1 protein-coding gene is annotated in these 25,168 nt (G+C 75.1%); it reads left to right on the top strand.

The features are described 5' to 3' along the window. Window positions 1-2 precede the first annotated feature (2 nt). Complete coding sequence (locus EIY87_RS48400) at window positions 3-25,166, top strand: type I polyketide synthase (protein WP_225439950.1); 25,164 nt, start codon at window positions 3-5, stop codon at window positions 25,164-25,166. The last annotated feature ends 2 nt before the right edge of the window (window positions 25,167-25,168 follow it).

The raw sequence follows: 25,168 nt of genomic DNA, 5'->3' as shown, positions 1-25,168 counted from the left end.
ACATGTCCACCCCGAGCGACCGGGTCGTCGAAGCACTCCGTGCCGCGATGAAGGAGTCCGAGCGGCTCAAGCGGCAGAACCAGGAGCTGCGTGCCGCCGCCACGGAGCCGATCGCCATCGTGGCCATGGGCTGCCGGTTCCCCGGCGGCGTCCGCGGCCCCGAAGCGCTGTGGCGCCTCGTCGAGGACGGCGGGGACGCGATCGGGCCGTTCCCGGCCGACCGCGGCTGGGACGTCGAGGCGGTCACCGGCGCCGGGGTCGACGAGCGGGGCATGGGCGTCAGCCAGGCGGGCGGGTTCCTCGACGGCGCAACGGACTTCGACGCGGCGTTCTTCGGGATCTCGCCGCGGGAAGCGGTTTCCCTGGACCCGCAGCAGCGGCTGCTGCTGGAGGTGTCCTGGGAGGCGATCGAACGGGCCGGTCTCGACCCGAAACGGTTGCGCGGCAGCCGGACCGGCGTCTTCACCGGCACCAACGGGCAGGACTACGCCTACCTGATGGTCCGCTCGCTGGCCGATGCCGACGGTTCGGTCGGCACCGGCATCGCGGCGAGCGCGCTGGCCGGCCGGGTGGCCTACACGCTCGGGCTCGAGGGCCCGGTCGTCACGGTCGACACGGCGTGCTCGTCGTCGCTGGTCGCGGTCCACCTGGCCGCGCAGGCCCTGCGCGCGGGGGAGTGCACCCTCGCCTTGGCCGCGGGCGTGAACGTGATGTCGACGCCGGGGTCGCTGCTGGAGTTCAGCCGCCAGGGCGGGCTGTCGGCCGACGGCCGCTGCAAGGCGTTCTCCGACGACGCCGACGGCACCGGCTGGTCCGAAGGCATCGGCGTGCTGGTGCTGGAAAAGCTGTCCGACGCGCGGCGCAACGGGCACGAGGTGCTCGCCGTGGTCCGCGGCACCGCGGTGAACTCCGACGGCGCGTCCAACGGCTTCACCGCACCCAACGGCCCCTCGCAGCAACGCGTGATCCGGGCCGCGCTCGCCGCGTCCGGGCTGTCCACTTCGGACGTCGATGTCGTCGAGGCGCACGGCACCGGGACGAAGCTCGGCGACCCGATCGAAGCACAGGCGCTGCTGGCCACGTACGGGCAGGACCGGGAAACGCCGCTGCTGCTGGGGTCGGTCAAGTCCAACATCGGGCACACCCAGGCGGCGGCGGGGGTTGCCGGGATCATCAAGGTGGTCGAGGCGATCCGGCACGGCGTCGTGCCGCGGACGTTGCACGCGGACACCCCGTCGTCCCATGTGGACTGGACGGCGGGTGCGGTCCGGCTCGCCACCGAGAACCAGCCGTGGCCCGCGACCGGCCGCGAACGCCGGGCCGGGGTGTCGTCGTTCGGGGTCAGCGGGACCAACGCGCACGTGCTGATCGAACAGGCCCCCGAAGCGCCGGTCAGCACGACGCAGCGTGCCGATGTTCCGGCGCCGTGGCTCCTTTCCGGACGGACCCCGGCCGCGTTGCGCGCTCAGGTCGCCCGGATCGTCGACATCGACGCCGATCCCCTGGACGTCGCGTTCTCGCTCGCCACCACGCGCTCGGCGTTCGAAGAGCGGCTGAGCGTCCTCGACCCGGACCCGCGGGCGGCGCTGGCCGCCTGGCTGGCGGACGGGGACGCGCCCGGCGTCGTCACGGGTTCGGTCGAGCGGCCGCCCGCGCTCGCGTACGTCTTCACCGGCCAGGGCGCGCAGTGGCTCGGCATGGGCCGGGCGCTGGCCGCGCGGTTCCCCGTCTTCGCCGACGCGCTCGCCGCGTCGCTGGACCGGCTCGACCCGGCCGTCCGGGAAGTGCTGCAGGGGGCGGATGCCGCCGCGCTGGACCGGACCGGGTACGCGCAGCCCGCGTTGTTCGCGATCGAGGTCGCGCTGTTCCGGCTCCTGGAGTCGTGGGGGATCCGGCCCGACTTCGTCGCCGGGCACTCGGTCGGCGAGATCGCCGCCGCGCACGTGTCCGGGGTGCTGTCGCTGGACGACGCCTGCGTGCTCGTCGGCGCGCGGGCCCGGCTGATGCAGGCGCTGCCCGCCGGGGGTGCGATGGTCGCCGTCCGCGCGAGCGAGGACGACGTCCGGCCGTACCTGGGCGACGACGTCGCCGTCGCCGCGGTCAACGGGCCGCGCTCGGTCGTGCTGTCCGGCGCCGAGGACGCCGTGCTGGCCGCCGCCGCGCACTTCGAGCGCCCGCGCCGGCTCGCGGTGTCGCACGCGTTCCACTCGCCGCTGATGGACCCGATGCTCGACGACTTCCGCGCGGTCGTTTCCGGGCTGACGTTCGCCGAGCCGGTGCTGCCGTTCCTCGCTTCCGGGGACGTGGCCTCGCCCGAGTACTGGGTGAGCCACGTGCGTGAGCCGGTCCGGTTCGCCGACGCCGTGGCGCGGCTCGCCGAGTCCGGCGCCTCGGTGATCGCCGAGCTGGGTCCGGACGCCGCGCTCACCCCGCTCATCGAGGACGTCACCGCGATTCCGGTGGCACGCCGGGACTCCGACGAGCCCGCGGTGCTCACCGAAGCGCTGGCCCGGTTGCACACCGCCGGGGTCCGGGTCGACTGGACGACGTTCTTCGACGGCACCGGCGCCCGCACGGTGGCTTTGCCGACCTACCCGTTCCAGAGCGAACGCTTCTGGCCCTCCACTGTGGACGCCGCCGCCGACGCGGCCGGGCTCGGCCTCGACCCGGTGACCCACCCGCTGCTCGGCGCGTCCCTGGCCCCGGCCGGGTCCGACGGGCTGCTGCTGACCGGGCGGATCTCCGCGCGCACCCACCCGTGGCTGACCGACGGCGTGTTCCCGGGTACCGGGTTCGTCGAACTCGCCCTGCGCGCGGGGCTCGACCTCGGCTGCGACCTGGTCGAGGAACTCACCCTCGGCGCACCGCTGGAGCTGGCCGACGGCGAGGCCGTCGACCTGCAGCTTTCGGTCGGCGAGCCGGACGAGACCGGCCGCCGTCGCCTGGACGTCCACACCCGGGCCGAGGGCAGCTGGGTGCGTCGCGCCGAGGGCGTGCTGGCCACCGGGGCGCACCACGAACCCTTCGCGGACTCGGACATCGAAGTCGCTTTCGGTGAAGACGAAGCCGAGACGGCACGCTTCGGGCTGCACCCGCGGCTGCTCGAGGAGGTCCTGCGGGCCGCGGGCATCACCGGGTACCCGACCCGGTGGACGCGGGTTTCGCTGCACGCGGCGGGCGCGGCCCGCGTCCGCGTCCAGGTCGGTGACGGCCCCTCGCTGGCCCTCACCGACGCCGCCGGGCAGCCGGTGGCGTCGATCGGTGCGGTGCGCTCGGAAGCCGTGACCGGGGAGTCCGATGTGGACTCGCTGTTCGAGCCGCGCTGGGTGCCGGTCGTGCTGCCCCCGGAGCCGGCCACCGACGTCACGCTCGTCCGGCTGACCACTGACGGCAGTCCCCTCGACGGCCTCACCGCGCTGACCACCCGCGCCCTCGAACTGGTCCAGGACTGGCTGGCCGACGACGGTTCGGCGACCTCACGGCTGGTCTTCGTGACCGAGGCCGACGACCTCGCCGCCGCGGCCGTGCACGGCCTGATCCGCACCGCCCAGGCGGAGAACCCGGGCCGCTTCGTGCTGGCCGACGTCGACGCGGAGACCACCGACGACGCCCTCCGGCGTGCCCTCGCCCTCGACGAACCCCAGCTGCAGCTACGCGGCACCACCGCCCGCGCCGCCCGTCTCGCCCGCGTAGACCCCGCACTTTCACGTGAAAGTGCGCACCTGGGGGCCGCACTTTCACGTGAAAGTGCGGGCTGGGACGGGACCGTGCTGATCACTGGGGGGACTGGGGGGCTGGGGGCCGAGCTGGCGCGGCACCTCGTGCGCGAGCACGGTGTCCGGCACCTGCTGCTGCTCAGCCGCCGCGGGCCGGACGCGCCCGGGGCGCGGGAGCTGCGGGACGAACTCGGCGTCGACGTCGAGATCCGCGCCTGCGACGTCGCCGACCGGGCCGACCTGGCCGCGGCGCTCGCCGCGATCCCCGCCGAGCACCCGCTGACCGCGGTCGTGCACGCGGCCGGCGTGCTCGACGACGGCGTCGTCACCGCGCTCACCCCCGAGCGGCTCGCCCCGGTGCTGGCCGCCAAGGCCGCCGCCGCGTGGCACCTGCACGAGCTGACCCGCGACCTCGGCGCGTTCGTGCTGTTCTCCTCCGTCGCCGGGATCATGGGCGGCGCCGGGCAGGGCAGCTACGCCGCCGCCAACAGCTTCCTCGACGCCCTCGCCGCCCACCGTCGCGCCGCCGGCCTGCCCGGGCAGTCCCTGGCCTGGGGTTCCTGGACGGTCGGCATGGCCGGCTCGCTCGCCGAGGCCGACCGCGCGCGGATGGCCCGCTCGGGCATGCCGCCGCTGGAACTCGAGCACGGCCTCGCGCTGTTCGACGCCGCGCTCGCGCTGCCGCGGGCCGTGGTGGTGCCGGTCGCCGTCGACCTCGCCGCCCTGCGCCTGCTGGAAGAGCTGCCGCCGATCCTGCGCGGCCTCGCCGGGGGCATCCGCCGCTCGGCCGCCACGACGTCCGCCGCGGCCGCCGACCTCGCGGGGCAGTTGCGCGTCCTGAGCGACGAAGAGCGGCTGGCGAAGGTCACCGACCTCGTCCGCGGCCGCGCCGCGACCATCCTCGGCCACGCCGGCGCCGCCGCGGTCGGCGCCGAGAAGTCGTTCTCCGACCTGGGTTTCGACTCCCTGACCGCCGTCGAGCTGCGCAACCGCCTCGCCGCGCTCACCGGCCTGCGCCTGCCCTCGACCCTGGTGTTCGACCACCCGACGCCGGTCGCCGTCGCCCGGCTGGTGCTGGCCGAGCTGTTCGGCGGCACCGACGCGCCCACCGCGGTGGCGGCCGGACGGCGGGACGACGACCCGATCGTCGTGGTCGGCGTCGCCTGCCGGTTCCCCGGCGGGGTCGAGAGCCCCGAAGACCTCTGGGATCTGGTCGCCGACGGCCGCAGCGGCGTGTCGAGCTTCCCGGCCGACCGCGGCTGGGACGCCGCCGCGCTCGCCGCGTCCGACACCCGCGCGGGCGGATTCCTCTACGACGCCGCCGAATTCGACGCCGGATTCTTCGGGATCTCACCGCGCGAAGCCGTCGCCATGGACCCGCAGCAGCGGCAGCTGCTCGAAGTCTCGTGGGAGGCCCTGGAACGCGCCGGGCTGGACGCGACGCGGTTGCGCGGCTCGCGCACCGGCGTGTTCGTCGGCACCAACGGCCAGACCTACTCCGACCTCTTCCTCACCGCCGACGTCGAGCTGCGCGGCCAGACCGGCACCGGCATCGCGGGCAGCGTCGTGTCCGGACGGCTGTCCTACGTGCTGGGCCTCGAAGGCCCGGCGATGACGATCGACACCGCCTGCTCGTCTTCGCTGGTCGCGATGCACCTGGCCGCCCAGTCGCTGCGCGCGGGGGAATGCGACCTCGCCCTCGCCGGTGGCGTCACGGTGATGGCCACCCCGGGCGGGTTCGTCGGGTTCAGCGGCCAGAACGGCCTCGCCCCGGACGGCAACTGCAAGGCCTTCTCCGACGACGCCGACGGCACCGGCTGGTCCGAAGGCGTCGGCGTCCTGGTGCTGGCCCGCCAGTCCGAGGCGATCCGCGCCGGGCACGAGATCCTCGCTGTGCTCAGGGGATCCGCGGTCAACCAGGACGGCGCGTCCAACGGCCTGACCGCTCCGAACGGGCCGTCGCAGCAGCGGGTCATCCGCGCCGCGCTGGCCGACGCCGGACTGTCCACATCGGACGTCGACGTCGTGGAAGCGCACGGCACCGGCACGACTCTGGGCGACCCGATCGAAGCCCAGGCGCTGCTGGCGACCTACGGCCAGGACCGGGAAACCCCGCTGCTGCTGGGTTCGGTGAAGTCGAACATCGGGCACACCCAGGCGGCCGCCGGGGTCGCCGGGGTGATCAAGGTGATCGAGGCGATGCGGCACGGGGTCGTCCCGAAGTCGCTGCACGTCGGCACGCCGTCGTCCCATGTGGACTGGGAAGCGGGTTCCGTCGAGGTCGTCTCGGAAGCCGTGGCCTGGCCCGTGGTCCAGCGGCCGCGACGGGCGGGTGTCTCGTCGTTCGGCATCAGCGGCACCAACGCGCACGTCATCCTGGAGGCACCCGGACCGCGGCCGGTCCCGGCGGCGCGACCGGCGGTTCCGGTGGTGCCGTGGGTCGTCTCGGCCAAGACCGAGGACGCCCTCACCGCCCAGATCGCCCGGCTGCCCGAGGCCGGGCCCGACTCGCTCGACGTCGGGTATTCCCTGGTCACGACCCGGGCGAGCTTCCCGCACCGCGCGGTGCTCCTGGCCACGCCCGACGGCGTCCGCGAGGTCGCGAGGGGAACCGCGGACACGCCGTCGGTGGGTTTCCTGTTCACCGGCCAGGGCTCCCAGCGGCTCGGCATGGGCCGCGAGCTGTACGCCGCCTCGAAGCCGTTCGCCGACACGCTCGACGCCGTCCTCGCCCACCTCGACCCCGGCCTGCGGGACGTCCTGTGGGGCGACGACGCGAGCCTGCTCGCCGAGACCGGCTGGGCGCAACCCGCTTTGTTCGCCTTGGAAGTCGCTCTGGCCCGCACGGCCGAGGCGCACGGCGTCCGGCCCGCCCGCGTCGCCGGGCACTCGGTCGGCGAGATCGCCGCCGCCCACCTCGCCGGGGTGCTGTCCCTCGAAGACGCCTGCGTACTGGTGACCGCTCGCGGCCGCCTGATGCAGGAACTGCCGCGCGGCGGCGCGATGGTGGCCGTCGAAGCGTCCGAAGAGGACGTTCGCGCCCGGCTGGTCGACGGCGTCGACATCGCCGCGGTGAACGGCCCGCGCGCGGTTGTCCTGTCCGGCACCGAAGACGCCGTGCTGACGGTGGCGGCGAACTTCGCGAAGACCAAGCGGCTCGAGGTGAGCCACGCGTTCCACTCGCACCTGATGGACCCGATGCTCGACGGCTTCCGCGACGTCGTCGCCGGACTCACCTTCGCGGCGCCGCGGATCCCGCTCGTCACGACCGGCGACGTCACCGATCCGGAGCACTGGGTCCGCCACGTCCGCGACACCGTCCGCTTCGCCGATGTCCTGGCGGACTTCGACGTCACGGCGTTCGTCGAGATCGGCCCCGACGGCGTGCTCTCGGCGATGGTCGACGAGCCCGGCGCGCTCGTGACCCCGTTGCTGCGCAAGGACCGCCCGGAACCCGAGGCCTTCCTCACCGGGCTGGCCCGGCTGCACGTCGCCGGCGCCGGCGTCGACTGGACGCCGTGGTTCCCCGGCGCGCGGCGGACCACGTTGCCCACGTACGCCTTCCAGCGGCAGCACTTCTGGCCGCGGGTCGTGCCGGGCCGCGGCGCCGTCGAGCGCCTCGGGCTGACCCCGGCCGGGCACCCGCTGCTGGATTTCGCCGTCGACCTCGCCGACTCGGGCGGCGTCGTGCTCTCCGGGCTGCTGTCCCGGGACGGGCAGCCGTGGCTGGCCGACCACGTCGTCGGCGGGCACGTGCTGTTCCCCGGCACCGGGTTCCTCGACCTCGCCGTCCGCGCGGCGGACCAGGTCGGCTGCTCGGCCGTGGAAAGCCTGTCCATCGCCACGCCGCTGTGGCTGCGCCCGGACGAGCCGGTGCTGCTGCAGATCGCCGCCGGCGGGCCCGACGACGCCGGGCGCCGAGAGCTGACCATTTCGTCGCGCGGTACCGGCCCGGACGCCGAGTGGGTGCAGCACGCGGCGGGCTTCGTCGCGGTCGGCGAACACCCGCCGGTCGCGCTGGGGGAGTGGCCGCCCGCCGGTGCCACCGAACTCGACGTGTCCACTGTGTACGACGAGCTGGCCGCGACCGGCCTCGCCTACGGGCCCGCGTTCCGCGGCCTGACCCGCGCCTGGCTGGACGGCGACACGCTGCTCGCCGAAGCCGAGTTGCCGGGCGAAGCCGACGGCGACTACGGCCTGCACCCGGCCCTGTCCGACGCGGCCCTGCACGCCCTCCACCGGCTCGACCCGGTCGCGGGCGGCCTGCCGTTCGCGTGGTCCGGCGTCTCGCTGCACGCCTCGGGCGCCACCCGCATCCGCGCCCGGATCACCCCGGTGGACCGCGAGTCGGTGGCGATCGCCGTCACCGACGAGACCGGCGCGCCGGTGCTCACGGTCCAGTCGCTCCAGCTGCGTGAAGCGGCCCAGCGCGACGCCGACGACGACTCCCTGTTCCAGACGGCGTGGGTTCCGGCCGCCCTGGCCAAGGACGCCCCGGCGGGCACGTGGGCCCTCCTGGGCGACGACCCGCTGCTGGCGTCCGTCGCCCGCCCGTGCGCGGACCTCGAAACGGCGCTCGCCCTGGAGCCGGACGTCCTGCTGGTCCCGCTCGGCGCGGAGAACGACGACCTGCTCGCGGCCGTCCGCGAAGTCACCGCCCACGCGCTGAACGTGCTGCAGGCCGCCGACGAGCGGGCCGGGCGGGTCGTCTTCGTGACCCGGGAAGCCGTCGCCGTCGAGCCCGGTGACCGCGTCGCCGACCTCGCCGCCGCGGCCGCCTGGGGGCTGATCCGCTCCGCGCAGTCCGAGCAGCCCGGCCGGTTCGTCCTCGTCGACCTCGAAGCCGGCGCCGGCCTGCCCGGCACCGGGTTCGTCGTCTCCGGGGAACCCCAGTTCGCCGTGCGCGGCGAAAGCGTCCGCGTCGCGCGGCTCGGCCGCCTCGCCGGCAACGGCGACCTCCTGCCCCCCGCGGTACCGGCGTGGCGGCTCACCGCCGGTCCCGCGGGCATCGACGACCTGGGCGCCGAAGCGTGCCCGGACGTCCTCGGCGACCCGCCCGCCGGGCACGTCCGGATCCGCCTCGAAGCGGCCGGGCTCAACTTCCGCGACGTCCTGTCCGTGCTCGGCATGTACCCCGGCAAGCTCGGCGACCTCGGCGCGGAAGGCGCCGGTGTCATCGAAGCGACCGGCCCGGGCGTCGACCCGGCCCGCGTCGGCGAGCGCGTCTTCGGCATGCTGCCCGGCTCGTTCGGCACGCACAGCGTTTCCGACACGCGCTACCTCGCGCCGGTGCCCGCCGGGTGGTCCGCGCGCACGGCCGCGTCCGTCCCGCTGGTCTTCCTGACCGCGTACTACGCGCTGGTCGACCTCGCGGACCTCAAGCCCGGCCAGAAGATCCTGATCCACGCGGGTGCCGGCGGCGTCGGCATGGCCGCCATCCAGCTGGCCCGCCACCTCGGCGCCGAGGTCTTCGCGACCGCGAGCGCGGGCAAGCAGCACGTCCTGCGCGAGCTCGGCGTCGCCGACGACCACATCGCCTCCTCCCGCTCGCTGGAGTTCGAGGCCGACTTCCGCCGCGTCACCGGCGGCGCGGGCGTCGACGTCGTGCTCAACGCGCTGGCCGGCGAGTTCGCCGACGCCTCGCTGAACCTGCTCGCCGACGGCGGCCGGTTCCTCGAGATGGGCAAGACCGACATCCGCGACGCCGCCGCGCTGCCGCGGATCCGCTACCGCGCCTTCGACCTCGGCGAAGCCGGGCCCGACCGCACCGCCGAACTGCTCGGCGAGCTGCTGCGCCTGTTCGCCGAAGGCGTCCTGACGCCGCTGCCGATCCGCAGCTGGGACCTGCGCCAGGCCCCGGCCGCCTTCCGGCACATGAGCCGCGCGAAGCACGTCGGCAAGATCGTGCTGACCCTGCCGCCGCGCTGGGAACCCGACGGCACCGTGCTCATCACCGGCGGCACCGGCGGGCTCGGCCGCGAGCTGGCCCGGCACCTCGTGCGCACGTACGGCGTCCGGCACCTCGTGCTCACCAGCCGCCGCGGGCCCGACGCCCCCGGCGCGGCCGAGCTGCGGGACGAGCTGGGCGTGGACGTCCGGATCGAAGCCTGCGACGCCGCCGACCGCGACCAGCTCGCCGCCGTCCTGGCCCGGATCCCGGCCGAACACCCGCTGCGGGGCGTCGTGCACACCGCCGGCGTCCTCGACGACGGCGTCGTCGCCTCGCTCGACCCGGCGCGCCTGGACACCGTGCTGCGGCCCAAGGCCGACGCCGTCGTCCACCTCGACGAGCTGACCCGCGACCTCGACCTGTCGGCGTTCATCGTCTTCTCCTCGGTCGCCGGCACGGTCGGCTCGGCCGGGCAGGGCAACTACGCCGCCGCCAACGCCTTCCTCGACGCCTTCGCCCAGCGCCGCCACGTCGAAGGCCGCGCCGCGCTGTCCTTGGCCTGGGGCGGCTGGGAAACCGGCATGGTCGGCACGCTCACCGACGCCGACCGCGAGCGGATGGCCCGCGGTGGCGTCCCGCCGCTGACCGTCGAGCAGGGCATCCGGCTATTCGACCGGGCGACCCGCTCGCCGAGCGCCGTGGTCGTGCCGATGCGCGTGGACCTGACGGCCCTGCGGGCCCAAGGCGAGCTGCCGTGGCTGCTGCGCCCGGTCGCCCGGCCGGGCCGCCGCCGCGCGGGCGGCGACGCCGAGCACGTGCGCGGGTCGCTGCGCGAGCAGCTGGCCGGGATGCGCGGAGCCGAGCAGCTGCGGGTGCTCAGCGGGCACGTCGCGACCGAGGTCGGCACGGTACTGGGGCACGCGCCCGAGGACGTCGAGACCACGCGGGAGTTCCGCGAGCTGGGCTTCGACTCGCTGACCGCGGTGGAGTTCCGCAACCGGCTCGCCGCGGTGACCGGGCTGCGGCTGCCCTCGACGCTGGTGTTCGACTACCCGACCCCGGGCGCGGTCGCGGAGTTCCTGCGCGACGAGCTGGTCGGCTCGGGCGGGACCGGTACCGCCGTCGTGACCGCCGGGCCGGTGTCCGACGACCCGGTCGTGGTGGTCGGGATGGCCTGCCGGTTCCCCGGCGGCGTCACCGGTCCGGACGGGCTGTGGGACCTGGTCGCCTCGGGTGGGGACGCCGTTTCGGGCTTCCCGGCCGACCGCGGCTGGGACACCGCCGCGCTCGCCGCCAGCGACACCCAGGCGGGCGGGTTCCTGTACGACGCGGCGGAATTCGACGCCGCGTTCTTCGGGATCTCCCCGCGTGAAGCGGTCGCGATGGACCCGCAGCAGCGGTTGCTCCTCGAAGTTTCGTGGGAGGCGTTCGAGCGTGCCGGGCTGGATGCGACGCGGTTGCGCGGCTCGCGCACCGGTGTGTTCGTCGGCACCAACGGCCAGACCTACTCCGACCTGCTCATGACGACCGACGCCGATTTGCGCGGGCAGACCGGCACGGGGCTGGCCGCGAGCGTCGCCTCCGGCCGCCTGTCGTACGTGCTGGGCCTGGAGGGCCCGGCGATGACGATCGACACCGCGTGCTCGTCGTCGCTGGTGGCGCTGCACCTGGCCGCGCAGTCGCTGCGGTCGGGGGAGTGCGACCTGGCGCTGGCCGGCGGCGTGACCGTGATGGCCACCCCGGGCGGGTTCATCGGGTTCAGCGGCCAGAGCGGCCTCGCGCCCGACGGCCGCTGCAAGGCGTTCTCCGACGCCGCCGACGGCACCGGCTGGTCCGAAGGCGCGGGCCTGCTCGTCGTGGAGCGGCAGTCCGACGCGCTGCGCCACGGGCACCGGATCCTCGCGGTGGTGCGGGGTTCCGCGGTCAACCAGGACGGCGCGTCCAACGGTCTCACCGCCCCGAACGGCCCGTCGCAGCAACGCGTGATCCGCGCGGCGCTCGCCAACGCCGGACTGTCCACTGCGGACGTCGACGTCGTGGAAGCGCACGGCACCGGCACGACCTTGGGCGACCCGATCGAAGCCCAGGCGCTGCTGGCGACGTATGGCCAGGACCGCGTGACGCCGTTGCTGCTCGGGTCGGTCAAGTCCAACATCGGGCACACCCAGGCCGCCGCCGGCGTCGCGGGGATGATCAAGGTGATCGAGGCGATGCGGCACGGGATCGTGCCGAAGTCGCTGCACGTCGGCACGCCTTCGTCCCATGTGGACTGGGAAGCCGGGGCGGTCGAGGTCGTCGCCGAGCCGGTCGAGTGGCCGGCGGTCGACCGGGTCCGCCGCGCCGGGGTCTCGTCGTTCGGGATCAGCGGCACCAACGCGCACGTCATCCTCGAAGCTCCGGAGGCCCGGCCGCAGCAGCCGCGCGAGGAGGCCGCCGCACTTCCGGTGCCGCTCGTCGTCTCCGGCCGGACCGCCGAGGCGCTGCAGGAGCAGGCCGCCCGGCTCGCCGCCCGGATCGAGACGTCCGGCGACCTCCTCGACGTCGCGTTCGCCGCGGCCACCACCCGCGCGAGCTTCGCGCACCGGGCCGCCGTCGTCGCCACCGAACCCGACACGGCGGTCCGCGAACTGCGGGCACTGGCCGGAACCACCGAGACCGGCCGCCCGCCCGTGCAGGCGTTCCTCTTCACCGGCCAGGGCGCGCAGCGGCTCGGCATGGGCCGCGAACTCGCCGACGCCTACCCGGTCTTCGCGGAAGCGCTCGACGAGGTGCTCGCCTGCTTCGACCCCGGGCTGCGGGACGTCGTCTGGGGTGCGGACGCCGACGCCCTGGCCCAGACCGGCCACGCCCAGCCCGCGCTGTTCGCGATCGAGGTCGCCCTGGTGCGGCTGCTGGCGTCGTGGGACGTGCGGCCGGACTTCGTCGCCGGGCACTCGGTCGGCGAGATCGCGGCCGCGCACGTCGCCGGGGTGCTGTCCCTTTCGGACGCTTGTGCGCTGGTTTCCGCGCGAGGACGCCTGATGCAAGCGCTTGCGCCCGGTGGCGCGATGGTCGCCGTCGAAGCGTCCGAAGAGGACGTTCGCGCCCGGCTGGTGGACGGTGTCGACATCGCGGCGGTGAACGGCCCGCGCGCGGTCGTGCTCTCCGGCACCGAGGACGCCGTGCTCGCCGTCGCCGGACGGTTCGAGAAGACCAAGCGGCTCAGCGTCAGCCACGCGTTCCACTCGCACCTGATGGACCCGATGCTCGACGACTTCCGCGCGGTCGTCGCCGGGCTGGCGTTCGCCGAGCCGGAGATCCCGGTCGTCGCCGCCGGGGACGTCACCGACCCGGAGTACTGGGTCGGGCACGTGCGCGGCACCGTCCGGTTCGCCGACGCGGTCGCCGGGCTGGCCGAGCGCGGGGTGACGTCGTTCGTCGAGGTCGGGCCGGACGCCGTGCTCACCGCGCTGGTGGACGTCCCGGGCGCGACCGTCGTTCCCGTCCTGCGCCGGGACCGCGGCGACCGCGCCGCCGTGGCCGCCGCGGTGGCCGCGCTGTACCGGGCCGGCATCCGGATCGACTGGGCGGCCTGGTTCGACGGCACCGGCGCCCGCGTGACGGACCTGCCCACCTACGCCTTCCAGCACCGCCGCTACTGGCCGGAACCCGCCGCGCGGACCACCGCGGACGACTCCTTCTGGTCGGTGGTGGAGAACGGCGACCTCGCGTCGCTGGCGGCGGATCTCCAGGTGGACGCCCCGGCACTGGAGTCGGTCGTCCCGGCGCTGTCGGCCCTGCGCGCCCGCCGGCAGCGGCAGTCCGTTGTGGACGGCTGGCGCTACCGCGTCGAATGGCGCCCCTTGCCCGCGTCGGCCGCGACCGCGGGCGACCGGCTGGTCCTCGTCCCGCCCACGGCCGACCCGTGGGTCCGCGAGGTCGCGGACGCGCTGGGCACGCCCCTGATAGTGTCCACTGTGGACCGTGAAGAGCTGGCCGACCTCCTGCGCTCGCGGCTCACCCCGACCATCGTCTCGTTGCTCGCACTCGAGGAGACCACCGCGCTCATCCAGGCGCTGGACGACCTCGGCGCCGACACGGCGTTGTGGTGCGTCACCCGCGGCGCCGTCTCCACCGGCCCGGCCGACCCGGTCACCGCACCCGGGCAGGCCGCGATCTGGGGCCTCGGCCGCGTCGCCGCGCTGGAGTACCCGCGCCGCTGGGGTGGTCTCGCCGACCTCCCGGCCGACCTCGACGCCCGGCTCCTCGCCCGCTTCGCCGGGGCCCTCGACGGCGACGACGACCAGATCGCCGTCCGCGCCTCGGGGGTCTACGGCCGCCGCCTCGTCCCGGCCACCGCCGCGGTCACGCCGTGGCAGCCGCGCGGCACCGTCCTCGTCACCGGCGGCACCGGCGCGCTCGGCCGCCACGTCACGAAGTGGCTGCTCGGCCAGGGTGCCGACCGGGTCGTGCTGGCCAGCCGCTCCGGCGGCGAGCCCGGCCCCGACGAGCGCGTGGTCGTCGCCCGCTGCGACGTCGCGGATCGCGCGCAGCTCACCGAGTTGCTGGCCGAGCACCGGCCCGACGCCGTTGTGCACGCGGCCGGGGTGCTCGACGACTGCGTCCTCGGCGGCCTCACCCCGGACCGCTTCGACGCCGTCTTCCGCGCGAAGGTCGATTCGGCGCTGCTGCTCGACGAACTGACCGGCGACCTCGACGCGTTCATCCTGTTCTCCTCGGTCGCCGGCGCCGTCGGCAACCCCGGTCAGGCCAACTACGCCGCCGCCAACGCCGTGCTCGACGCGCTCGCCGAAGCCCGGCGCGCCCGCGGCCAGGTGGCGACGTCGATCGCCTGGGGCGCTTGGGCCGGTGACGGCATGGCCGCCGGCCTCGGCGGCGGACTGGATCCCGACCTCGCCGTCACCGTGCTCGCCGACGCGGGCGGCCCGAACGCGCAGCTCGTCGTCGCCGACATCCAGAACGCCGACGTCCTGCGGCCGCTGCTGAGCGTCCGCCGCAGCCCGCTGCTGGCCGACCTGCCGGTGGTCCGCCGGGTCCTCGCCGAACTCGAGACGGCTCCCGCGGCCGGCGGAGCGCTGGCGACGCGGCTGCTCGCGACCCCCGCCGGCGAACGCGCGAGCGTGCTGCTGGACCTGGTCCGCGAGCACGTCGCCACCGTCCTCGGCCACGCGGGCACCGCCGAAATCGGGGCCACGCGGGCGTTTTCCGACCTCGGGTTTGACTCGTTGACCGCGATCGAGCTGCGCAACCGGCTGGACGCTGTGACCGGGATCGGCCTGCCCGCGACGCTGGTGTTCGACCACCCGAATCCCCTTGCCCTGGCGGAGTTCCTGCTCGCCGAAGTCGTCGGCGGCGACGCCCCGGCGACCGCTGTGACGGGCCCGGCGACCGCCACCGACGACCCGATCGTCGTGGTCGGCATGAGCTGCCGCTTCCCCGGCGGCGTCCGCACGCCCGAGGACCTGTGGACGCTGCTGGCCGAGGGCCGCGACGCGATCACCGGGTTCCCGGCCGATCGCGGCTGGGACATGTCGGCGCTGGCGGGCGAGGGCCGTGGCAGCAGCTACGTCGACCGCGGCGGGTTCCTGCCCGATGCCGCCGACTTCGACCCCGGGTTCTTCGGGATCTCCCCGCGCGAAGCTCTGGCGATGGATCCGCAGCAGCGCGTGCTCCTGGAGACGTCGTGGGAAGCCGTCGAGCGCACCGGCATCGACCCGGCCGGCCTGCGCGGCAGCCGCACCGGCGTGTTCGTCGGCACCAACGGCCAGGACTACGCCGGGGTGGTCGTCCGCTCCGCCACCGACGTCGAGGCCCACGCGGGCACCGGCGTCGCGGCGAGCGTCGTGTCCGGGCGACTGTCCTATGTGCTCGGACTCGAAGGCCCGGCGATGACGATCGACACGGCGTGCTCGTCGTCGCTGGTCGCGCTGCACCTGGCGGCGCAGGCCCTGCGCGCGGGGGAGTGCGACCTCGCGCTCGCCGGCGGGGTCACGGTCATGGCCACGCCGGTCAGTTTCGTCGGCTTCAGCCGCCAGAACGGCCTCGCGCCCGACGGGCTGTGCAAGGCGTACTCCGATTCGGCCGACGGCACGAGCTGGTCCGAAGGCGTCGGCGTGCTCGTCGTCGAGCGGCTGTCCGACGCCCGGCGGCACGGCCACGACGTCCTCGCCGTGGTCGCCGGTTCGGCCATCAACTCCGACGGCGCGTCCAACGGCCTCACCGCCCCCAATGGTCCCTCGCAGCAGCGCGTGATCCGGCAGGCCTTGGCCAGTGCGGGCCTGCGTCCGTCCGAAGTGGACGTCGTCGAAGGGCACGGCACCGGCACGACCCTCGGCGACCCGATCGAGGCGCAGGCGCTCTTGGCGGCCTACGGCCAGGACCGCTCGTCACCGTTGCTGCTGGGGTCGGTCAAGTCGAACCTCGGGCACACCCAGGCCGCCGCGGGCGTCGCCGGGGTCATCAAGATGATCCTTGCGCTGCAACGGGAACGGATCCCGGCGTCGCTGCACGTGACCGAGCCCTCCAGCCACGTCGACTGGTCGTCGGGCGGTGTCGAGCTGCTCACCGAAGCCGTCGACTGGCGGGAGAACGGGCACCCGCGCCGGGCCGGTGTCTCGTCGTTCGGGCTGTCCGGCACCAACGCGCACGTCATCATCGAACAGGCTCCGGCCTACGCGCCCGTCGAACCGCGGCGCGAGGTCACGCCGGGTGTGGTGCCGTGGCCGGTCTCGGGCCGGTCCGAAGCCGCCCTCGAAGCCCAGCTCGCCGCCCTGCCCCGCGACGTCGATCCGGTCGACGCCGGTTTCTCGCTCGCCACCACGCGTTCGGCGTTCGAACACCGGGCCGTGCTCGTCGACGGGACCCCGGTCGCCCGCGGGGTCGCGCGGGAGCGGTCGGTGGCGTTCCTGTTCACCGGCCAGGGTTCGCAGCGGCTCGGCATGGGCCGCGGGCTCTACGAGCGGTTCGGGGTGTTCGCCGACGCCTTCGACGCCGTCTGCGCCCACCTCGACCCCGCTCTGCCGCGTCCGCTGCGCGACGTCGTCTTCGGCGACGATGCCGCGCTGCTCGACGAAACCGGCTGGGCGCAGCCCGCGCTGTTCGCGCTGGAAGTCGCGCTGTTCCGCCTGGTGCGCTCGTGGGGCGTGCGGCCCGCGTTCGTCGCCGGGCATTCGGTCGGCGAGATCGCCGCCGCCCACGCCGCCGGGGTGCTGTCGCTGGCCGACGCGTGCACGCTCGTCGCGGCGCGCGCCCGGCTCATGCAGGCGCTGCCGTCCGGCGGGGCGATGGTCGCCGTGCGCGCCACCGAGGAGGAGGTCCGGCCGCTGCTGTCGGCCGACGTCGCGCTCGCCGCGGTGAACGGGCCGTCGTCGGTCGTGCTGTCCGGCACCGAGGACGCCGTGCTGGCCGCGGCCGCGGGCTTCGAGCAGACCAAGCGGCTCACCGTGTCCCACGCCTTCCACTCCGCGGCGATGGACCCGATGCTCGACGAGTTCCGCGCGGTCGTGGCCGGGTTGGCGTTCGCCGAGCCGGAAATCCCGGTCGTCGGCGACTTCACCTCGCCGGAGTACTGGGTGCGGCAGGTCCGCGACACCGTCCGCTTCGCCGACACGACCGCGCGCCTGCTCGACGCCGGGGTCACGGCGTTCGCCGAGCTGGGCCCGGACGCCGTGCTCACCGCGCTCGTCGACGGCGAAGTCCTCGCCCCGCTGCTGCGCGCCGGACGTGACGAGGAGACCACCGCCGTGACCGCGCTGGCCGCGCTGCACGTCAACGGCGTGCCGGTCGAGTGGGCGGCGCTGTTCGAGGGCACCGGCGCCCGGCGCGTCGCGCTGCCGACGTATGCCTTCCAGCGGCAGCGGTACTGGCCGCGGCTCGTCCCGGGCGCGCACCAGCTCGGCATCACCGCGGCCGGGCACCCGCTGCTCGGCGCCGTCACCGAGGTGGCGGGCTCCGGCGAGGTGGTCTTCTCCGGCCGGCTCGCGACGTCGTGGCTCGACGAGCACGTCATCGGTGGCCAGGTGCTGTTCCCCGGCGCCGGGTTCCTCGAACTGGTGGCACGCGCCGGCGACCAGGCCGGCTGCGGCCGGGTGGAGGACTTCACCGTGGCGGCCCCGCTGGTGCTGTCCGGCCCGACGCTCGTGCAGGTCGTGGCCGGCGCCCCGGACCCCGACGGCCGCCGCGAGGTCAGCGTGTCCTCCCGCGCCGACGGCGAGTGGGTCCGGCACGGTACCGGCGTCCTGGCCCCGGCTTCGCTCCCGGCCGGCTTCGACGCGGGGGAGTGGCCGCCCGCCGGAGCGTCCGAAGTGGACTTGACCGGGTTCTACGACACCTTCGCCGAGGCGGGTTTCGCGTACGGGCCGCAGTTCCGCGGCCTGCGGCGGGTGTGGCTGCGCGACGGCGAGGTCTTCGCCGAAGCCGAGCTGCCCGGCGACGACGCCGAGGAGTACGGCCTGCACCCGGCCCTGCTCGACTCGGTGCTGCACGCGATCACTTTCGCTGATTCAGTGCCGGGCGGGCTCCCGTTCTCCTGGGCGGGCGCGGAGCTGCACGCGACGGGCGCTCGCCGTGTGCGCGCGCGGATCGCCCGGGCCGGCGACGACTCGGTGACCCTGGACCTGGCCGACGAGACGGGCGCGCTGGTGCTGTCGGTCGACGCGCTCACCTTGCGGGCGGCGACGCCGGTCGAGACCGGCCCGGAGTCGTTGTTCCGCCTCGACTGGCTGCCCCTGTCCGGCGCCGAGCCGGAGGGCAGCCGCGCGGTGCTCGGCTCCCGGCTCGCGGACCTGGGCACGCGGTACCCGGACCTGGCCACGGCGCTGGCCGCGGAGCCGGACGTCCTGCTGATCCCGGTGCACGGCGGCACCGACGTGGTCGCCGACACGCACCGCCTCACCGCCGAAGTGCTGACGATCCTCCAGACCCCGAACGAAACCACTCGCATCGTCTTCGTCACCGAAGGCGCCGTCGCCGGGGAAGACCTCGCCGCGGCCGCCGTCTGGGGTCTGGTCCGCTCCGCGCAGACCGAGAACCCCGGCCGGTTCGTGCTCGCCGACGTCGACGACGCGTCCCTCACCGGACTCCCCGCCGCCGTCGCGACCGGCGAACCCCAGCTCCTGCTCCGCGACGGCACCGCCCGCGCCGCCCGCCTCACCCGAGCGCCGCTTTCACGTGAAAGCTACGCTTTGCGCGGCAAAGCGGCACTTTCACGTGAAAGTGCCGACCTGGGCCCCGCACTTTCACGTGAAAGTGCGGGCTGGGACCCCGACGGGACGGTGCTGATCACCGGGGGGACGGGTGGGCTGGGGCGGGTTTTCGCCCGGCACCTGGCCGCCGAGTACGGCGTCAAGCACGTCCTGCTCGCCAGCCGTCGCGGCGGGGATGCCGACGGCGTCGTCGAACTCGTCGCCGAACTCGCCGCGCACGGCACCGAGGTCACCGTCGCCGCCTGCGACTTCGCCGACCGCGACGCCGCCGCGAAGCTCCTCGGCAGTATCCCCGCCGACCGGCCGCTGACCGCGGTCCTGCACGCCGCCGGCGTGCTCGACGACGGCGTCCTCGCCTCCCTCGACGCCGGGCGCCTCGAGACCGTGCTGCGCCCGAAGGCCGACGCCGCCTGGAACCTGCACGAGCTGGCCGGCGACGTCGACGCGTTCGTGCTGTTCTCCTCGGTCGCCGGCACCATCGGCTCGCCGGGGCAGGCGAACTACGCCGCCGCCAACGCCTTCCTCGACGCCCTTGCCGCCCACCGGCACGCCCGCGGGCTCGCCGCGACGTCGCTGGCGTGGGGCGCGTGGGAGACTGGCATGGTCGGCACCCTCACCGACGCCGACCGCGAGCGGATGACCCGCGCCGGCATGCCGCCGTTGCCGGTCGAGCAGGGCTGCGCGCTCTTCGACCGGGCCGTCGCGCGCACCGAACCCGTGCTCGTGCCGGTGCTGCTGGACCTGCCGCGCCTGCGCGGACTGGCCGAACCGCCGTGGCTGCTGCGCCCGGTCGGCCGCCCGGCCCGCCGTGGCGCGGGCCGGGCCACGCCGGCCGCGAACGCCCTGCGCGAACGGCTTTCCGGCCTCCGCGAGGGTGAGCAGCGCAAGGCCCTGCTGGAGGTCATCCGCACGCAGGTCGCCGCTGTGCTCGGGTTCGACGCCGCGAGCGTCGACGTCGAGCGCGAGTTCCGCGGCCTCGGCTTCGACTCGCTCACCGCGGTCGAGTTCCGCAACCAGCTCGCCACCGCGACCGGCCTGCGGCTGCCCGCCACCCTGGTGTTCGACCACCCGACCCCGGTCGTGCTGGCCGGCTTCCTGCGCGGCGAACTCGCCGGCGAGGACGTGCCGGTCGCGCGCGCCACGGTCAAGGCGCCGGTGTCCGACGACCCGATCGCCATCGTGTCGATGGCCTGCCGCTACCCGGGCGGGGTCACCTCGCCCGAAGAGCTGTGGCAGCTGGTCCTCGACGGCGGCGACGGCGTCGGTCCGTTCCCGGCCGACCGCGGCTGGGACCTCGCCGGGCTGTTCGGCGCGGACCGCGGCCGCTCGTACGTCCAAGAGGGCGGGTTCCTCGGCGAGGCCGGGATGTTCGACCCCGGCTTGTTCGGGATCTCGCCGCGCGAAGCCCTCGCGATGGACCCGCAGCAGCGCCTGCTGCTGGAGACGTCCTGGGAGGTCATCGAACGCGCCGGTGTCGACCCGCTTTCCTTGCGCGGCAGCAAGACGGGCGTGTTCGCCGGCGTGATGTACCACGACTACGGTCAGGGCGTGCAGTTCCCGGAGGAGGCGCTCGGCTTCCTCGGCATCGGCACCGCGGGCAGCGTCATGTCCGGCCGCGTCGCCTACGCGCTCGGCTTGGAGGGTCCGGCGGTCACCGTCGACACGGCGTGTTCGTCGTCGCTGGTGGCGATGCACTGGGCCGCCCAGGCCCTGCGCGCCGGGGACTGTGAACTCGCGATCGCCGGTGGTGTCACGGTCATGGCGACCCCGGGTGCCTTTGTCGATTTCTCGGCTCAGGGTGGCCTCGCGCGGGACGGGCGGTGCAAGTCGTTCTCCGACTCCGCCGACGGCGTCGGCTGGGCCGAAGGCGTCGGCGTGGTCCTGCTGGAGCGGCTCTCGGACGCCCGCCGCAACGGCCACGAAGTCCTCGCCGTGGTGCGCGGTTCGGCGGTCAACCAGGACGGCGCGTCCAACGGTCTCACCGCCCCCAACGGACCGTCGCAGCAACGGGTTATCCGCCAGGCGCTGGCCGTCTCCGGGCTCACGACGTCCGATGTGGACGTCGTCGAGGGGCACGGCACCGGCACGCCGCTGGGCGACCCGATCGAGGCGCAGAGCCTCCTGGCCACCTACGGCCGTGACCGCGAAACGCCGTTGCTGCTCGGGTCGGTCAAGGCCAACATCGGGCACACCCAGGCGGCCGCGGGGGTCGCGGGCGTGATCAAGATGGTCCAGGCCATGCGCTACGGCGTCGTGCCCCAGTCGCGCTACTCCGCCGAACCGTCGTCCCATGTGGACTGGACCGAAGGTGCGGTCGACCTGGTCCCGGAGACCACCGCGTGGCCCGAGACCGGCCGCGTCCGCCGCTCGGCGGTGTCGTCGTTCGGGATCAGCGGCACCAACGCCCACGTCATCCTCGAACAGCCGGCCGAGCAGCCCGTGCCCCGGCCCGCGACGCCCGACGCCGGTGCGGTGCCGGTCGTGGTCTCCGGCCGGACGCCCGAAGCCCTGCGCGCCCAGGCCGCCCGCCTGGCCGACCATGTCGAGACCACCGAGATCCCGGTGACGGATCTGGCGCACGCGGCCGCGACCACCCGAGCCGCGTTCACGCACCGCGCCGCGGTCGTCGGCAGCGAACTCGCCGAAGTCGTCGCCGGGCTGCGTGCCGTCGCCGCCGGGGAAGCGGCCGTGCAGGGTGAGGCTCGCGTCGCGCCGCCGGTCGCGTTCCTCTTCTCCGGTCAGGGTTCCCAGCGCGTCCACATGGGACGGGACCTCTCCGTCGCGCACCCGGTGTTCGCGGCCGCGTTCGACGAGGCACTGTCGCTGCTCGACCCGGAGGTGCGCGCCGCGCTCGACGACGAGAGCCGGATCGACCGCACGGAGTTCGCGCAGCCCGCGCTGTTCGCCTTCGAGGTCGCGCTGTTCCGGCTCCTGGCGTCCTGGGGCGTGCACCCCGACTTCGTCACCGGGCACTCCGTCGGCGAGATCGCCGCCGCCCACGTGGCGGGCGTGCTGTCCCTGCCGGACGCGTGCGCGCTGGTTTCCGCGCGGTCCCGGCTGATGGGCGCGCTGCCCGAGGGTGGCGTCATGGTCGCGGTGCGGGCGTCCGAAGAGGACGTTCTGCCGTTCGTCGGCGACGGCGTCGACGTCGCCGCCGTGAACGGCCGCGGCTCGGTCGTCCTTTCCGGGCACGAAGACGCCGTCGTCGCGGTCGCGGCGAAGTTCGCCAAGCACCGGCGGCTGCGCGTCTCGCACGCGTTCCACTCCGTGCTGATGGAGCCGATGCTCGCCGAGTTCGGCGACGTCGTGGCGAAGCTGGCGTTCGCCGAGCCGCGGATCCCGGTCGTGTCGGCGGGCGACGTCACGTCCCCGGCGTACTGGGTCAGCCAGATCCGCGACACCGTCCGCTTCGGCGACGCGATCGAGCGGCTCACCGAGGCGGGCGTGACGGTGTTCGCCGAGCTGGGCCCGGACGCCACGCTCACCGCGGTCGTCGACGAACCGGCCGCGCACGTGATCCCGGTGCAGCGCAAGGACCGGGACGAGACCGCCGCGGCCGCCGAAGCCCTCGCCCGGCTGCACGTCGCCGGGGTCGCCGTCGACTGGGCCGCCCGCTTCCCGGACGCCCGGCGCGTCGCGCTGCCGACGTACGCCTTCCAGCACGAGTGGTTCTGGCCGCTGCCGGCCACCGGCGGCGACGCCACCGGCCTCGGCCTCGCCCCGGCCGGGCACCCGCTGCTCGGCGCGACCCTCGCGCTGGCGGACTCGCCGGGCGTGGTGTTCTCGGGACGGCTGTCCGCGGCCACCCAGCCGTGGCTGCGCGACCACGTCGTCGGCGGCACGATCCTGTTCCCCGGCGCGGCTTTCCTCGAACTGGCGGTCCGCGCGGCCGACGAGGTCGGCTGCGCGGCGGTCGAGGACCTGACCCTGGCAGTGCCCCTCGCGCTCGACCCGGACGGCGCCGTCGTGCTGCAGCTGACCGTGGGCGAGCCGGGCGAAGGCGGCCGCCGCGAGCTGACGATCTCCTCGCGGACCGACGACGACTGGACCCGGCACGCGACCGGCACCCTGGTCCCGCGCGCGGTGGCCGCCGAGCCGCTGCCCGACGCGTGGCCGCCCGCCGGGGCCGTTGAGGCCGACCTCACGGACTTCTACGCCCAGGCCGCCGAAGCCGGGTTCGCCTACGGGCTCGCGTTCCAGGGCCTGCGGCGCGTCTGGCGCTCCGCCGCCGAGGTCTACGCCGAACTGGGTTTGCCCGACGGCGTCGAAGCCGGGCGGTTCGGGCTGCACCCGGCGTTGCTCGACGCGGCCCTGCAGGCCATCGGCTTCGGCGAAGGCGCCCCGGCCGGGCTGCCGTTCGCCTGGACCGGCGTCACCCTGCACGCGTCCGGCGCGAGCCGCGCCCGGGTCCGGATCACGCCCGCGGGCGGCGACGCCGTGGCACTGGCGCTGACCGACGACGCCGGGAAGCCGGTCCTGACCGCCACCGGCGTCACCCTCCGCGCGGCCGAAGCCCCCGCCGAGGCCGACGCGCTGTTCGAGCTGCGCTGGACGCCCGTCCCGCTGCCCGAGCCGGGCACCGAAACCTGGGCGGCCGTCGGCGACGACCTCGCCACCGCCCTCGGCTGCGCGGTCCAGCCGGACTTCGCGACCGCGCTGGCGTCCGGCGCCGACGTCATCGCCGTCCCGGTGACCGGCGGCCCCGACGCGGCGGCTTCGGCCCACGCGCTCACCGCGGAAGTCCTGGAGTACCTGCAAAGTCCCGCCCCGCGGCTGGTGTTCGTCACCCGCGGCGCCATCGCCGGGGACGACGTCGCCGCGGCCGCGGTCTGGGGCCTGGTGCGCTCGGCGCAGTCCGAGGAGCCCGGTCGCTTCGTCCTGCTGGACGTCGACGAGCCCGACGGCGCCACCCTCCGCGCGGCCCTGGCCACCGGCGAGCCCCAGCTCCTCCTGCGCGACGGCACCCTGAGCGTCGCCCGCCTGACCCGAGCCGCACTTTCACGTGAAAGTGCCGACCTGGGCCCCGCACTTTCACGTGAAAGTGCGGGCTGGGACCCGGACGGGACGGTGCTCATCACGGGTGGGACCGGCGGGTTGGGGCGGGTTTTCGCGCGGCACCTCGTGGCGCGTGGGGCGCGGAAGCTGCTGCTGCTCAGCCGTCGTGGGCCGGCCGCGGAAGGGGTTGATGCGCTGGTCGCGGAGCTGGCCGGGGCCGAAGTGCGGGTGGTGGCGTGTGACGTCGGCGATCGGGACGCGCTGGCCGCCGTGCTGGCTGAGGTGCCCGATCTGACCGCCGTCGTGCACACCGCCGGGGTCGTCGACGACGGCGTGCTCGCGTCGCAGTCGCCGGAGCGGCTGGCGACGGTGTTCGCGCCGAAGCTCGACGCCGCCTGGCACCTGCACGAACTCGCCGGCGACGTCGCCGGGTTCGTGCTGTTCTCCTCGGTGGCCGGCACGATCGGCACGCCGGGCCAGGCCAACTACGCGGCGGCCAACGCGTTCCTCGACGCCCTCGCCGCCCACCGCGCCGGCCGCGGCCTGGCCGGCGTGAGCCTGGCCTGGGGTGCTTGGGACACCGGCATGACCGGCGACCTCACCGACGCCGACCGCGAGCGGATGGTCCGCGGCGGGATGCCGCCGCTGAGCGCCGGGCAGGGCACGGAGCTGTTCGACCGCGCGATCGACGGCACCGCTCCGCACGTCGTCCCGGTGCGCGTCGACCTGCCGACCCTGCGCACCCGCGGCGAGCTGCCGTGGCTGCTGCGCCCGGTGGGCCGTCCCGGACGCCGCAGCGCGGCCGCCGGCCCGGACCGCGCCGCCGCGGCCGACCTGCGCGGACAGCTGGCGTCGATGCGGGAGAGCGAGCAGGAACGCACGCTGCTTTCCCTGGTGCGCGCCCAGGTCTCAGCGGTGCTCGGCCACCCGGCCGAGCAGGTCGGGGCCGGGCTGGAGTTCCGCGAGCTGGGCTTCGACTCGCTGACCGCGGTCGAGTTCCGCAACCGGCTCACCGCCGCGACCGGGCTGACCCTGTCGGCGACCGTCGTCTTCGACTACCCGACCCCGGCCGGGCTCGCCGCGCACCTGCGGGCCGAGCTGGCGCCCGCCCCGGCCGCCGCGACGTCGCTGCCGGACGAGCTGGACCGGCTCGAAGAGCTGGTCGCCACGGGGACCGCGAGCGAGTTCGCGGCGGCGGACGTCGCGGCCCGGCTGCGCCGGCTCCTGGCGAAGATCGCGGCGCCCGCCGGCGAAGACGTCTCCGAGCGGCTCGACGCGGCCAGCACGGACGACATCTTCGCCTTCATCGACAACGAACTGGGCCGGCTCGGCGACGGGTCCGGACTCGAGCAGGAGGGCTGAGG

Origin of the sequence: Amycolatopsis eburnea, from assembly GCF_003937945.1 — a bacterium.
Taxonomy (GTDB): domain Bacteria; phylum Actinomycetota; class Actinomycetes; order Mycobacteriales; family Pseudonocardiaceae; genus Amycolatopsis; species Amycolatopsis eburnea.
Note: the sequence above shows the minus strand (reverse complement) of the source record. Positions and strands in the feature narration are given on the sequence as shown.